We start from the raw sequence: 12,957 nt of genomic DNA on the forward strand, positions 1-12,957 counted from the left end.
TTTCAGTCAGCAGGGTTTATCCTGGTCGCCATTAATGGCAACCCTACAGAATGGTGCGCAATGATGCGCAAATGATAATGCTAAGGAAACGTATGGAAACGCTATTGCGCAATAAATGGAGTTCTGTCGGTATGCTGCTGGGGGCCATAGCATTCATGCTGGTTGCAGTTCACTTTACTTTCGGCCCGTTCCAACATCGTCCCTCAATTGAGCAGGTGGTAGCAGAACAGGTTGCCGCAGTGAAGAAAGGTGTTCTTGCCGGACTAAAAGGGGAGAACGTGCAAAGTTCTACATCGAAAGCCAGCAAGATGGACATCGATGGGCTACTTACCATTACGGATGTCGTGTTGGCGGCTATTGCCCTGCTGCTGGCCGCGTTTGGTGGTATGCGCAAAGAGAGCCGCTGGAGTGTTTACGGCGCGCTGTTTTTCGCAGGTGCCACTCTGACGTTCCATGCCATCGTGGCTGGTATGGCTCTGGTCAGTGCACTGGTGTTTTTATTAATTGTTTTAGCGGTTGTCTCACTGGTGCTGGGTTAAAACTGCAGACGCAGGCATCAGGCTCAACTTGCGAGCGGATACAGGTCATCACAAAAATGAACCGCGGTTTCAAAAATTGATGATATCCAATAGACGTCCGTCCGGCCGATCTTGTATGGTAGGGCTCTCTTTCTAACAGCATGACCGCGTGTCGGGCTGTCTCTCCTGAGGAAACGTAATGAAGAACTGGAAAACGAGTGCGGAACAGATCCTGACTACCGGCCCGGTTGTGCCGGTGATTGTCGTCAACAAGCTGGAACATGCGGTGCCGATGGCCAAAGCGCTGGTCGCAGGTGGCGTGCGCGTGCTGGAAGTGACGCTGCGCACGCCGGTGGCGATGGATGCGCTGCGGGCGATGATCAAAGAAGTCCCGGAAGCGATCGTGGGTGCCGGCACGGTGATCAATACCCAGCAGCTGAAAGAAGTGACCGACGCCGGCGCGCAGTTTGTCATTAGCCCGGGGCTCACCGAACCACTGCTCAAGGCGGCGGTGGAAGGCCCGGTGCCGCTGATTCCAGGCATCAGCACCGTGTCGGAACTGATGGTCGGCATGGATTATGGTTTGCGCGAGTTCAAGTTCTTCCCGGCAGAGGCGAACGGTGGCGTCAAAGCGCTGGCGGCGATTGGTGGTCCATTCCCGCAGGTGCGTTTCTGCCCGACCGGCGGCATTTCACCGGCCAACTATCGTGACTATCTGGCGCTGAAAAGCGTGCTGTGTATTGGCGGCTCGTGGCTGGTGCCAAACGATGCGCTGGAGAGCGGCGACTGGGATCGCATTACGCAGCTGGCGCGTGAGGCTGTGGCAGGTGCGGCTTCACCCCGCTGATCGCGAATAGCGCTGCCGCGCAACTGCTACGCGGCAGCGGTCAATTTTTGCGGGTGGTGATGGCGCTGCGTCACCACCCGGGCAATCAGCCCTGAACCTGCACGGCTGCGGCGCTGGCAATGGCGCGGGCCACGGCATCATCGGTGCTGTCACCGGTCGCCAGCGCGACACCCAGACGGCGCTGCCCCGCAATTTCCGGCTTACCAAACAGACGCAGCTGCAAACCGGCGCCAAGTGCGGCTTCCACATTCACAAACTGCACGTTGTGGCTATCGAGCTGTGGCAGGATCACCGCCGAAGCAGCCGGTCCATACTGGCGAATGCCGCCAATCGGCAGGCCGAGGAAGGCGCGCACGTGCAGCGCGAACTCAGAGAGATCCTGCGAAATCAGTGTCACCATACCGGTATCGTGCGGACGCGGAGAGACTTCGCTGAACACCACCTCGTCGCCGCACACAAACAGCTCCACGCCAAACAGGCCGTAACCGCCGAGCGCTTTCACCACGTTAGCGGCGATATCCTGCGCGCGCTGCAGGGCCAGTTCGCTCATCTGCTGCGGCTGCCAGGATTCCCGATAATCACCGTCTTCCTGACGATGGCCAATTGGCGCGCAGAAATGGATGCCGTCCACCGCGCTGATGGTCAGCAGGGTGATTTCAAAATCGAACTTCACGACGCCCTCAACGATCACCCGGCCCGCGCCCGCGCGTCCACCTTGCTGCGCATAATCCCAGGCGTGATCCAGCTGGCTGGCTTCGCGAATGAAGCTCTGGCCTTTACCGGAGGAGCTCATTACCGGTTTCACGATGCAGGGAAAACCGATCTCGTGCGCGGCCGCGACGAAACGCGCTTTGCTATCCGCAAACTGATAGGTTGAAGTCGGTAACGCCAGCTCTTCAGCCGCCAGACGGCGAATGCCTTCGCGGTTCATGGTCAGACGTGCAGCACGGGCCGTCGGCACCACTTTTTGCCCCTGCGCTTCCAGCTCCAGCAGTTTTTCGGTGGCGATGGCTTCGATTTCCGGCACCACAAAGTGGGGCTGCTCCTGCGCAATCAGCGCCGCCAGTGCGTCACCGTCCAGCATGTTAATGACGTGGCTGCGATGCGCAACGTGCATCGCCGGGGCATCGGCATAGCTATCGACAGCGATCACTTCCACCCCGAGACGCTGACACTCCAGCGCTACCTCTTTGCCTAATTCACCTGAACCTAACAGCATGACACGCGTTGCGGCAGGACGCAGCGCGGTTCCGAGAGTCGTCATAATTTCACCTTAGCAGTCAAAATGCGCGCGCAGTATAAACGAAAACGTTTGCGTACTCACGCATTGTGCACGTCCGGCTTTGCCATACTTTGCCGGCTCTGACGTTAACTGACACAGCGTGCGGCAGCATAGTGAGCGGAAACTTAAACAGGAGTTAAACGATGAGTAACTGGCTGCAGCAAATTCAATCGGTTCTGGCAAAGAAGGGCGGTGACGGCAAATCAGGCGGCCTGAGCGATATGCTGGCACCCGGCGCGCTGGGTGGCCTGGCGGGTTTACTGGTTGCCAGCAAATCGTCACGCAAGCTGTTAACCAAATACGGCGGCACCGCGCTGCTGGTCGGCGGCGGGGCGGCGGCAGGCGCGGTGCTGTGGAATAAATACAAGCAGCGCGTGCGTGAAACCCATCAGGATGAGCCTGCGTTTGGCCAGCTGCAGACGCCGCTCGACCAGCGCGCGGAGCGACTGGTCACCGCGCTGGTGTTTGCTGCGAAAAGCGACGGGCACATTGACGATCGCGAGCGCACGGCCATCGGGCAGAATATCCATCAGGCCGGTTACGGGGCGCATGCGGAAGCGCTGATTCAGCAGGCAATGAACCGTCCGCTCGATCCGCAGTGGCTGGCCGCCGACGTGAAAAATGAAGAGGAAGCGCTGGAACTCTATTTCCTTAGCTGTGCGGCGATCGATGTCGATCATTTCATGGAACGCAGTTACCTCTCTGCGCTCGGCGATGCGCTAAAAATTCCGCAGGACGTGCGCGACGGTATTCAGCGCGACATCGCGGCGGAAAAAGCGGCCTGAGTCACGCCGGAGGCGGTTGCGGCGGCCTCCGGTTACACTTCGCGTGCGTTTCCGGCTTGGCTTCCTCTGCCAGAAGTGCCACGCTTGCAGGATGTCGTCTTTCAGGGAGAAACTCTGTAATGAATCAGCCGCAAGCGAAAAAAATCCCCCACCACATGACGTTACACGGCGAAACGCGTACCGATAACTATTTCTGGCTGCGTGATGATGACCGGCAAAACCCCGAGGTACTGGCTTATCTGGAGGCGGAAAACCGCTACGGTAAAGCGATGATGGCTTCTCAGGATGCGTTGCAGGATCGGGTATTGAAAGAGATCATCGATCGGCTGCCGGCGCAGGACCATTCGGTACCGTACGTTAAACGCGGCTATCGCTATCAAAGCCGTTACGAAGCCGGCAATGAGTACGCAGCCTATTTCCGCCAGCCGGTGGATGCGCCCACCGACCAGCCGTGGCAGCTGCTGTTAGATGGCAACCAGCGCGCCGCACACAGTGATTTTTACACCATGGGCACGCTGGATATCAGCCCGGATAACCAGGTGATGGCGCTGGCGGAGGATTTTTTATCGCGCCGCCAGTACGGCATCCGCTTTCGTAACCTCAATAGCGGCAGCTGGTATCCGGAGGTGCTGCGCGACGCGTCCTCCAGCGTGGCGTGGGCCAACGACTCACGCACCCTCTACTACGTACGCAAGCATCCGAAAACGCTGCTGGCTTATCAGGTGTGGCGTCACGAACTGGGGCATCCGCAGTCGGAAGATCAGCTGGTATATGAAGAGCAGGATGAGTCTTTCCACCTCAGCGTGCATAAAACCACTTCGGAACACTTCATTCTGATCGCGCTGTTCAGCACAACTACCAGTGAAATTCTGCTGATTGACGCGGAATATCCGGACGCACAGCCGCAGGTGTTTTGTCCGCGGCGGCGCGATCATGAATACAGCATCGATCACTATGATCACCAGTTCTTCATTCGCTCCAACCGCGACGGCAAAAATTTCGGCCTGTACCGCAGCGCGTGGCTGGCTGAAGATCGCTGGCAAACCCTGATTCCGCCGCGCGACCACGTAGTGATGGAAGATTTCCAGCTGTTTCGTAACTGGCTGGTGGTCGAAGAGCGTCAGCGCGGGGTAAACACGCTGCGCCAGATTAACTGGGCGAGCGGCGAGAGTTACGGTATTGCCTTTGACGATCCGGCCTATGTCACCTGGCTGGCCTACAACCCCACGCCGGAAAGTGACACGCTGCGCTACGGCTACTCGTCGATGACGACGCCGACCACGCTGTTCGAACTGAACATGGAGACCGGCGAGCGGCGCATTCTCAAGCAAACCCCGGTGCCGGGCTTTGACTCTGCCGACTACAAAAGTGAACACCTGTGGATCACGGTGCGCGACGGCACGGAAGTGCCTGTCTCGCTGGTTTATCACCGCAAACACTTTCAGCGCGGCGCCAATCCGCTGCTGGCGTACGGTTACGGCGCGTATGGCAGCAGCATGGAGGCCAGTTTTGGCACCAGCCGCATCAGTTTGCTGGAGCGCGGTTTCATCTACGCGATTATCCACGTGCGCGGCGGCGGCGAGCTGGGCCAGCAGTGGTATGACGATGGCCGGCTGCAACATAAAATGAACAGCTTCACCGATTTCATTGATGTTACCGAAGCGCTGGTGGCGAAAGGTTACGGTAACCCGCAGCAGCTGTATGCCATGGGCGGCAGTGCCGGTGGCTTGCTGATGGGCGGCGTGCTGAATATGGCGCCGCAGCTGTTTCACGGCGTGATCGCTCAGGTGCCGTTTGTCGATGTGGTCACGACCATGCTCGATCCGTCGATTCCGCTGACCACCGGTGAATATGATGAGTGGGGCAATCCGGAGCAGGCGGAATTCTATCGCTACATCCGCCAGTACAGCCCGTATGACAACGTGACGGCGCAGGCGTATCCGCACCTGCTGGTGACCACCGGGCTGCACGATTCGCAGGTACAGTACTGGGAGCCGGCGAAGTGGGTGGCAAAGCTGCGTGAGCTGCGCACCAACGATGCGCTGCTGTTACTCTGCACCGATATGGATTCCGGCCACGGCGGCAAATCAGGACGTTATAAATCCTATGAAGGCGTGGCGCAGGAGTTCACTTTCCTGATCGCCCTGGCGCAGGGTACGCTGCCGCCGCGCAGCGATTACTGAGAGTCCTTAACGTATTTGCGCAGCGTCTGCCGCAGCGGCGCGCGCAAATCACGTACATTTTCCAGTACCCAGCGCAGATAGCCCGGATCTTTACGCGCGATGCTGCCGATGCTCTGACCACGATATTTACCAAACGGGAACACTTCGTCGCTGACCGGCGCCGGCTGGCAGCGACTCACCATCTCGCTGGCGCTCCAGCCGGAGGTTTCCATAATGCGGATCAGCAGCGCGGCGGTGACGTAGCAATCGTACAGCGCGCGGTGCGCGTGCAGATCATCCGGCGGCGACACCTCAAGTTTCAGGCTGTGGCGCAGCGCCTGATTACCGTATTTAATGCCCGGCCACAGCTGGCGCGCCAGCGTCATGGTGCAGATCCATTCGCCCGGCATCGTCGGCAGCATGCGCCGGTCAAAGCTGGCGTTATGCGCCACATAGTGCGGGCTACCGTGATAGCGGCCAATCGCCTCTTCGATGGTCGGTTTGCCTACCACCATGGCTTCAGTGATGCGGTGCACCGCCATCGCCTGACGACTGATGGGCCGATCCGGGCAGATCAGATCGCTCATCGGATTGACGATCTGGCCGTCAATGACATCCACTGACGCCACTTCCACCACGCCGCCCTGCAGGCCACAGGTTTCCGTATCGATTACGCGTAACATAAATTATTTCTGCTTAGGTTCGTAGGGCAGGCGGGAAAGGCTGAGCGATGCCTGGCGATAGGCCATCAGGCGCTGACGGAACCAGTCGCGCAGCGCTTCCGGCTGCTCGCGCTCCACCATCTCGGCGATCACCGGCATGTTGTAGCGCTCTTTAAACGCCACGCCAGCGGCGGCGAGATCGACGTTTACTTTGTCTTTCTCTTCCTGCGACAGCAGGGCAAGGTTTTGGCTCATGCTTTTCTCCTGATAAACAGGGGCAAAAATAATGGTTTCGCCCTGCTGGATCAAGGGAATTGGATCGCACCGCAAGTCTCGACAGCCTAAAAGCAGCGGCGTATCCTGCTGCCACATTTGCGGCGCAGTGCCGCAGTTAAAAGGGAAGACGTGATGATGAAAACTGCATCCAGGCGCGTTATCGCGCTACTGCTGGCGGGCGCGACGCTGGGCTTCAGCCAGCTGGCTCTGGCACATGCCCACCTGAAAGCCCCGGTGCCGGCGGATAACGCCGTGGTGGAGCACGCGCCGCAGCAACTCACCCTGACATTTACCGAAGATATTGAACCGGCATTCAGCGGCGTGGAAATGACCAACGCGCAGCAGCAGCCGGTGGCGCTGGATAAAGCCCAGCTGAATCCGCAGCAGCACGATCAGCTGATTGTGCCGATCGCCCAGCCGCTGGCGTCGGGCCAGTATCAGGTCAACTGGCACGTGCTGTCAGTGGACGGCCACAAAACCAAAGGTAGCTACAGCTTCAGCGTGAAGTAATGAGTCTTAGCGCGTTCTGGATCGGCCTGCGGGCGCTGCATTTTCTGGCGCTGTTTCTGCTGACCGGCAGTGCATTTTATACCGCGCTGCTGGCGCCGGCGCGCTACCGACCGGTGCTGACACAGCGCTGGCGGCGGCTGATGGGATACAGCGCCGTGCTGAGTTTACTCAGTGCGCTGTTGATGCTGGCGGCGCAGACCGGGCTGATGAGCGGCGACTGGCGCAGTATCGCCAGCATTGACGTCTGGCTGGCGGTGCTGGGCACGCGCTTCGGCGCGGTGTGGCGCTGGGTTATCCTGTTTGCCCTGCTCAGCACGCTGGCGCTGCGCCTGCGCGGTAATCTGCGCCAGCAGGCGTTACTGACGACTGCGCTGTTGCAGCTGGTGGCACTGGCGGGCGTCGGCCATGCGGCGATGCGCGATGGCATGCCGGGACTGCTGCAGCAGGGGAATCATGCGCTGCACCTGATCGCGGCCGCCTTCTGGGCCGGTGGCCTACTGCCGCTGCTGCTATTAATGCGCGAGGCGCGTAACATTGCCTGGCGCACCGATGCCATTCGCAGCATGATGCGCTTTTCACGCTATGGTCATCTGGCCGTGGCGCTGGCGATTGTTACCGGCACGGTCAACAGCCTGCTGATTGCCGGCACGCCGCTCAACTGGACCGCCACGCTGTGGAGCGAGTTGCTGGTGAGCAAAGCGTTGCTGGTGGCACTGATGGTGCTGATTGCGCTGCTTAATCGCTATCTGCTGGTGCCGCGTTTTCGCCTGGCCGCCAGCCGGGCACCGAAACTTTTTATCCGCCTGACGCAGCTCGAGCTGCTGCTGGCGTTGATTGTTATCGGGCTGGTGAGCGTGTTTGCCACGCTTTCACCGGCCTGAATCTGTTAAAAGATGAGATGAGGTCGAGATTTTGCTGAAGAAACTGATTCCAGCTGGGTTACTGATGGCGTTGTGCAGCCAGGCGTTCGCCGGGCAAATTATCACCGTCAGCCGTTTTGAAATTGGCAAAGATAAATGGCCGTTCACCCGCGAAGAGGTGATGCTGACCTGCGAGAAAGATGGCGCGCTGTTTGCCATCAACCCCAGCACGCTGCTGCAGTATCCGCTTAATGATAAAGCGCTGGCGCGCGGCAATGCCGGGCAGGGCACATTGCAATCCATCGATACCATCCTTGCCGCCGATAAAGCGCATCCCGGACAAAAGATGAGCCTGCAGCCGATCGTCGATCGCGCCCAGCAGCTGTGCGGTAAATAATCCCTGCATTTTCAGGCGTAGCGCACATTTTTGCCGCTGCGCCTGCCAGCCGTTAGTGCCAGCCCGATCACAGAGTTGGCAGCTTTTGCCGGCGGCGAAGCCCGCTGGCTGGAAAATCACCGATGCTGGTCTACCTTTAAAAGGCAAGGCGTCCTCGCCTGCAAAAATGCCAACTTTTAGCGCACGGCTCTCAACGAGCCATTTCCCTGGACCCGATACAGGAATCGTATTGGGTCTTTTTTTGTCTCTTTTTCGGCTTACTCTTTACCCGGCGAAATGGCAGTTGTGGCCGCAGTAAAATAATTATTTTAAATGCCTGAGGCTTTCAGAGATTAAAATAGTGACTGATTCTATCCACTTAAAACTTTAAACGCGGAGCGTTCACCGTTTCGTTACGCCTTTAATTGGCCATTAAATTTTATTACCCCTTGTGTTAATCCGCCAGACGTGCGTTAATGCGTCTCCGGTCTGATAAGCAGACAGTCCCATAGTTAGTTCGTTTTGTATCTCTCATCTGTGTTAGTGCCTTTCCTGTGCCTTTCTCTTTGAGTTTTATCTCAGGTTCTGATGTGTCGCTGCGGTTCAGCCTCTAATGCCATATGGCTCATTATCAAGGTATAAACATGTCAAATAAAATGCTCGGTACAGTAAAATGGTTCAACGCTGAGAAAGGTTTCGGCTTCATTTCTCCGGAAGACGGCAGCAAAGACGTTTTCGTCCATTTCTCTGCCATTCAGGGAACTGACTTCCGTTCACTCGATGACGGTCAGAAAGTTGAATTCTCTGTGGAAAACGGCCCTAAAGGTCCGTCAGCTGTTAACGTTACAGGTCTCTGATTATTACAGTAATTAATGCTATGAGATGCCCACAATGTCAGGGCTCTCAATATCGCCAGTCCGTTTTTGACAGGAACAGGCAAAATCCACTCGGCGCAAAATGTATTTTTTGTAAGTCGATTATGATTGCCATTGCCTCGTCGTTGTATATGATGAAAGAAGCGAATTAATTCAGTTGTGTTATTCATGTGGCGAAATAAATTAATAACCACACCTGATGACTAACGCAGCGAGTACCCTATTATTGGTCACCTTCGGGTGGCCTTTTTTGTTTATCGCGTTAGCCGAGGGCAGGCGATAAGCAAAGCGTTAACCCATAACTAATTTACTTCTTACGCTTAATTCACAGATGCGTGATAAACCCGCTGGGCTGAAGGATAACGCAACTAAAATAGTTATTACCCAATGTGGGGTATGGAGGTGCTTATGTCAGAACGACCCGATGATGTCACTCCGCTGCCTGATGATGCGCAGGTGCCCGGCGAAGAGCCGCTTGATGACGATGATGATACCGGCACCGGATTGCCTGAAGACGATGGGCAAAAACCGATCTAATCGATAAACCTCCCGCGGGAGGTTTTTTTATCGTGTGGGTATTGGCTGTGGTGGAATCAATAGCTTCCCCAATCATCCACATTACCATTCAGCACGGTGGTTTATGCTGTTCACGTTGAGGCGTTTTTCTTCGCGCGCCGGGTACGCAGATATTCTTCCAGATAAGGCAGCAGTTCAAACACCACGATTGCGCACAGTACGCCAATAATATAACCCTGCGGCAGCGGATCGGCACGTAGCGTTAGAGTAAACCGGGGCGCTTCATTGCCGGCCCCAAATAGCGCGAGAAATTGCGGCCAGTGACGGGAGATCACCAGTAGCAGCGCCATCAGCGGCACCATTTCGAGAAAACTGTGGATGTGTTGTTCGACCGGCGTCACTTTTCTGCTTTTCACCGCATAGCTGACGTCCCACAACGCAGTGGCTTCATGACAAAAAAACAGCACGATCATTAACGCAATAATCAGCGCATTCACCTCAAGAAATAATGCCAGCAGCAGCGGAGTGCCCATCTCCAGAAACATTAAAATATGTATCCACGTTTCTTTAACGCCGGAGGTATGCTCTATTTCTGTTGCACGATGACAAAGCCAGTCGGCAAAGCCAGCAATAAGCCAAACCGGTAGGACAAAATAGAGTAACAGCAACATTTGTGGATCAAGACTGTGCATCAGCATATCCTTTATTTCAGCGTAATAACCAAGCATAGCCATGAAAATTTAATCAGGGTAATGGTGGTGGGCGTTAATTAAGCCAGACGTAAAAATGCCGCCGGTAATAATACCCGGCGGCAATAAGGACAATAAATTTTCAGGGCAGGGCGCGGTAAGTACTGATGCCGCTAACGGTCAGGCCTGCGGCTGACCTACCGGCCCTTTACTCATTGGACCGCCGGGCACCGGTTGTTCTGCAGGGACATTAGGGCGTCCGTCCGGGCCAATTGGCCGTTCAGGTTGCTGACAGCCAGCCAGCGCGGTCAGGGTGGAGAGGATTAACAGACTGGCAAACAGGCTCTTCATGCGATGATTTCCTGCGAATGGAAAGATAACGTCCGCCGCACACGCGACGGCGGACCGGACAATAATGCATTAAGGTTCTTCGATACGTGCAACATCGACGCGGGTATTTTCGCCCCGGCCATATACTTTGCCGCTCACCCGGACCTGATCCTCGGCGTTATAGGTTTTGCCTTTGAAGGTATCGGCTGCAGCCTTAATGGTCACGGTGCCGGTGCTGTCGCGGAATTGATAATTATCACCGCTTAACTTTTTAACGATATAGCCTTCCAGCGTGACATAGCCGCCCTGACGAAAATCCCGAATCTGTTCGATATGTGTCTGGCCGGTATCTTCAGAACCTTTATAACCGGCGTCCTGTTGTTTCTGCGGCGGCGGGGTTTTACCGCCCTCAAAGCCGCCCTGTTCAGCGATAGCGCCCAGACTAAACACCATCAGCAGTGACGCCAGTACCGTTTTTTTCATCATAATCATTCCCTCATGATTGCAACATTCCACAATGACTTAAGCCTGGCACAGGATCGCGCATCGCGGGAGCCGTTACGCTGAATCGTTATTTAACACGCTGGCCGGAATGTCGATGCGATCGCCCAGCGACCAGCGTTTCTGCCCCAGCACGCGCTGCGGCGTGGTGTCCGGTACGTTGAAATAGTAACCGGCGGCGCCGTTATCGTCGGGCTGCGCTTCGAACAGCGTGTCCGGACGGATGCCCATCTCATTGAGGTCGTCGTCGCTTAACGCAAGGTAGGTGGCTAATGCAGACTGGCTCATGGCTTTCCTCCTGTCTTATGGGTACGTATTCAGTTAAGCATCGATTGGTATTTATGCCATCGGCTGCGCTTATTGCAGGCGGTGATGATTTGACGAACGCCAGATGCTGTTCTTGACTGAGTCGTACAGGCATTAAATTGAGGTTGCTACCATGACTGAGCTATTCCATATTATTTCCGTCGGTACCCTTGTTGCCGGACTTTATTTGCTCAATTAGCGCAATTATTAAGCGCGATAACATTGCGTGAGATAATACACAAGTGACGTTGTCACATGTGATGCATTGTTATGCTGAGCGCAACACAGCGGATATTTGCAGCAGCCAGCCACAGCGAAAAATGGTATAACAGGGCGCATTGATTGATGGCCGCTTAACAGGATTTCGCATGGCAGCAAATACACAATATCTTCTCTGGGTGATGATTGGCACGCTCACCATTCTGAGCATTTTTATCGGCGCGATTGTCGGTCAGGCCAAAACGCCGCGCACCGGTTTGCTGACCTTTGCCGGTTTGTTTGTCGGTTTTATGCTGGCGATCTTTTTAATCACGCGTTAACCGGGGATTCGTCATAGCCAACCTATGATTCTCAGCTGCGCCGTTACCAACCGCTGCCGTTGCGAATATGGCCCCAGCGCGGGGTGATATTCTGCTCCAGCTGATATATCAGCGCCAGAATCAGGTTGAGGTTATAGCGGGTCACCTCATTATGTTGCGTGATACAGGGTGATGACGATTCTATCAGATTGAAATTACTGTATTTTTCCAGCAGCCCGAGGTGCGGTAACACTTCCTGCTCGCGCTGATGATCGGCCAGAGCAGTAAACAAATAAATATTTTTCTGCGTCTGGCGATCGCGTCGCAGGGCATTGGGCAGGTATTTATTTAGCAACGCGACCGCAGCCGGGCTTATCTCTCCCATCATCGCTTTACCCACACTGGGCCAAATCTGGCTTGCATAGTCACCGAGAAAAAACTGCGGCACTGCAGTAATAATGTTTCTGATGTTGTGGCGGATACCGAAGTAGAGCGCGGCACTGCCGCCTTTCGACGCGCCCAGAATGGTCACATCAGAAGGTTGGGTTAGCTCAATCACCGCCCGGATGAGCTGACTGACGCCGTGCTCGATGTTGAACTGGAGATTGTTACACAGGTAATACGCTGGCAAACCGTTGAAATCGTCTTTGATCCATAACACGGCTGCGCGGGTGTGCTCCAGCAAAGTAAAATCATACACGGTAGGATCGGGCAGGTTAAACCCGGACATGACAATCAACAGATGCTGATTATCCAGACTGGCCGGTTTATAGCGATAGTGCACATCCAGGCCATTCAGATAGTTAAAGGTGTAGTCAGTGATCATGCGGGCTCCTGTGGGATTCAGCAGACAGAAGCGACACAAACGCAACGGGCATTAACAGCGCGCCAGATCAATAGTTGAGAATGATAGTTAATATCATTTAACTTGTTCGGAATAATCT

The 12,957-nt window shown here is 55.7% G+C and carries 19 protein-coding genes; 11 read left to right on the plus strand and 8 right to left on the minus strand.

Annotated elements, in window-relative coordinates; translation table 11 throughout:
• Positions 1-92: 92 nt before the first annotated feature.
• Both C1Y42_RS08970 and C1Y42_RS08975 read left to right on the plus strand, forming a co-directional pair.
• Positions 93-539: a hypothetical protein gene (locus C1Y42_RS08970; RefSeq protein ID WP_104093222.1), complete on the plus strand. Its 447-nt coding sequence runs from the start codon at positions 93-95 to the stop codon at positions 537-539.
• A 178-nt stretch (positions 540-717) separates the two neighbouring features.
• Positions 718-1,365: a bifunctional 4-hydroxy-2-oxoglutarate aldolase/2-dehydro-3-deoxy-phosphogluconate aldolase gene (locus C1Y42_RS08975; protein ID WP_058757515.1), complete on the plus strand. Its 648-nt coding sequence runs from the start codon at positions 718-720 to the stop codon at positions 1,363-1,365.
• 85 nt (positions 1,366-1,450) lie between these two features.
• Here the strand turns inward: C1Y42_RS08975 and purT are convergent, their stop codons facing one another.
• Positions 1,451-2,629, minus strand: coding sequence for a formate-dependent phosphoribosylglycinamide formyltransferase (purT, locus tag C1Y42_RS08980; protein ID WP_104093223.1), 1,179 nt, complete (start codon positions 2,627-2,629; stop codon positions 1,451-1,453).
• 161 nt (positions 2,630-2,790) lie between these two features.
• On the opposite strand from purT, the gene C1Y42_RS08985 reads away from it, so the two are divergent.
• The gene (locus C1Y42_RS08985; protein WP_058771228.1) at positions 2,791-3,432 is read left to right on the plus strand and encodes a tellurite resistance TerB family protein; all 642 of its coding nucleotides are present in this window, start codon (positions 2,791-2,793) and stop codon (positions 3,430-3,432) included.
• A 119-nt stretch (positions 3,433-3,551) separates the two neighbouring features.
• A complete protein-coding gene (locus C1Y42_RS08990; RefSeq protein WP_104093224.1) occupies positions 3,552-5,615 on the plus strand; it encodes a S9 family peptidase in 2,064 nt (687 codons plus the stop codon).
• Here C1Y42_RS08990 and exoX read toward each other — a convergent pair.
• A complete protein-coding gene (gene exoX, locus C1Y42_RS08995) occupies positions 5,609-6,277 on the minus strand; it encodes an exodeoxyribonuclease X (RefSeq protein WP_104093225.1) in 669 nt (222 codons plus the stop codon). The genes C1Y42_RS08990 and exoX overlap by 7 nt on opposite strands.
• A 3-nt stretch (positions 6,278-6,280) precedes the next feature.
• The gene (locus C1Y42_RS09000) at positions 6,281-6,511 is read right to left on the minus strand and encodes a DNA polymerase III subunit theta (RefSeq protein WP_010616356.1); all 231 of its coding nucleotides are present in this window, start codon (positions 6,509-6,511) and stop codon (positions 6,281-6,283) included.
• A gap of 153 nt (positions 6,512-6,664) precedes the next feature.
• Between C1Y42_RS09000 and copC the strand changes: the two genes are divergently transcribed.
• The 6 genes from copC to C1Y42_RS23980 all read left to right on the plus strand — a co-directional run bounded on the left by copC (position 6,665) and on the right by C1Y42_RS23980 (position 9,690).
• Positions 6,665-7,042, plus strand: coding sequence for a copper homeostasis periplasmic binding protein CopC (copC, locus tag C1Y42_RS09005; RefSeq protein WP_104093226.1), 378 nt, complete (start codon positions 6,665-6,667; stop codon positions 7,040-7,042).
• On the plus strand, positions 7,042-7,923 hold the full coding sequence (gene copD, locus C1Y42_RS09010; protein ID WP_104093227.1) for a copper homeostasis membrane protein CopD: 882 nt from the start codon (positions 7,042-7,044) through the stop codon (positions 7,921-7,923). Before copC ends, copD begins: the two co-directional genes overlap by 1 nt.
• A gap of 28 nt (positions 7,924-7,951) precedes the next feature.
• Complete coding sequence (locus C1Y42_RS09015; RefSeq protein WP_031280196.1) at positions 7,952-8,299, plus strand: YebY family protein; 348 nt, start codon at positions 7,952-7,954, stop codon at positions 8,297-8,299.
• A 623-nt stretch (positions 8,300-8,922) separates the two neighbouring features.
• Positions 8,923-9,135: a cold shock domain-containing protein gene (locus C1Y42_RS09020; RefSeq protein WP_021510003.1), complete on the plus strand. Its 213-nt coding sequence runs from the start codon at positions 8,923-8,925 to the stop codon at positions 9,133-9,135.
• A gap of 20 nt (positions 9,136-9,155) precedes the next feature.
• Positions 9,156-9,305 (plus strand): hypothetical protein, encoded by a 150-nt coding sequence (locus tag C1Y42_RS23830; protein WP_227746460.1) that lies wholly within the window; start codon positions 9,156-9,158, stop codon positions 9,303-9,305.
• Between the two features lie 256 nt (positions 9,306-9,561).
• A complete protein-coding gene (locus C1Y42_RS23980) occupies positions 9,562-9,690 on the plus strand; it encodes a hypothetical protein (protein WP_021510004.1) in 129 nt (42 codons plus the stop codon).
• Positions 9,691-9,800: 110 nt separating this feature from the next.
• Here the strand turns inward: C1Y42_RS23980 and C1Y42_RS09025 are convergent, their stop codons facing one another.
• The 4 genes from C1Y42_RS09025 to C1Y42_RS09035 all read right to left on the minus strand — a co-directional run bounded on the left by C1Y42_RS09025 (position 9,801) and on the right by C1Y42_RS09035 (position 11,477).
• Positions 9,801-10,403, minus strand: a complete 603-nt coding sequence (locus C1Y42_RS09025) for a diguanylate cyclase (protein ID WP_227746461.1) — start codon at positions 10,401-10,403, stop codon at positions 9,801-9,803.
• 135 nt (positions 10,404-10,538) lie between these two features.
• The gene (locus C1Y42_RS23710; protein WP_058774586.1) at positions 10,539-10,709 is read right to left on the minus strand and encodes a hypothetical protein; all 171 of its coding nucleotides are present in this window, start codon (positions 10,707-10,709) and stop codon (positions 10,539-10,541) included.
• Positions 10,710-10,778: 69 nt separating this feature from the next.
• Positions 10,779-11,171, minus strand: coding sequence for a YgiW/YdeI family stress tolerance OB fold protein (locus C1Y42_RS09030; RefSeq protein WP_058757753.1), 393 nt, complete (start codon positions 11,169-11,171; stop codon positions 10,779-10,781).
• A gap of 75 nt (positions 11,172-11,246) precedes the next feature.
• Positions 11,247-11,477, minus strand: coding sequence for a hypothetical protein (locus tag C1Y42_RS09035; RefSeq protein ID WP_021510007.1), 231 nt, complete (start codon positions 11,475-11,477; stop codon positions 11,247-11,249).
• A gap of 386 nt (positions 11,478-11,863) precedes the next feature.
• Here C1Y42_RS09035 and C1Y42_RS23715 point away from each other — a divergent pair, with 386 nt between their 5' ends.
• Complete coding sequence (locus C1Y42_RS23715) at positions 11,864-12,034, plus strand: hypothetical protein (protein WP_164861043.1); 171 nt, start codon at positions 11,864-11,866, stop codon at positions 12,032-12,034.
• Between the two features lie 43 nt (positions 12,035-12,077).
• Here C1Y42_RS23715 and C1Y42_RS09040 read toward each other — a convergent pair whose 3' ends face one another.
• Complete coding sequence (locus tag C1Y42_RS09040; RefSeq protein WP_193751821.1) at positions 12,078-12,839, minus strand: hypothetical protein; 762 nt, start codon at positions 12,837-12,839, stop codon at positions 12,078-12,080.
• Positions 12,840-12,957 lie beyond the last annotated feature (118 nt).

This window comes from Pantoea sp. ICBG 985, from assembly GCF_002928365.1.
Lineage (GTDB): Bacteria > Pseudomonadota > Gammaproteobacteria > Enterobacterales > Enterobacteriaceae > Pantoea > Pantoea dispersa.